This is a genomic window from Citrobacter sp. TBCS-14, from assembly GCF_005280805.1.
GTDB lineage: Bacteria > Pseudomonadota > Gammaproteobacteria > Enterobacterales > Enterobacteriaceae > Citrobacter > Citrobacter gillenii.
Genome location: NZ_SZWM01001113.1, coordinates 756 through 980, shown reverse-complemented (window position 1 = coordinate 980; position 225 = coordinate 756). Strand labels below are relative to the sequence as shown.

1 pseudogene is annotated in these 225 nt (G+C 41.8%); it reads right to left on the bottom strand.

The features are described 5' to 3' along the window. Positions 1 to 73 precede the first annotated feature (73 nt). Positions 74 to 225, bottom strand: a pseudogene (locus FDX22_RS32085) (polyisoprenoid-binding protein); the annotation flags it as partial.

Genomic DNA, 225 nt, shown 5'->3' with positions numbered 1-225 from the left:
ACCCGATGAAATCATCATAGCCATAGAGGCTATGGCCAGAACTGTTTTATTCACTTTCACTCTTACTTCCTTGTTATTGGCGTATTGCTTCAGCCTGAATACTAATATCAACTGTTTTGCTCATTCCTATGTTGACGAGATAATCAACACCCCATAGGGTACGATCAATTTTTGCAGAGAAATCGCCACCGCAGACCTGAGCATTGAAAACCGGACTCATATAGC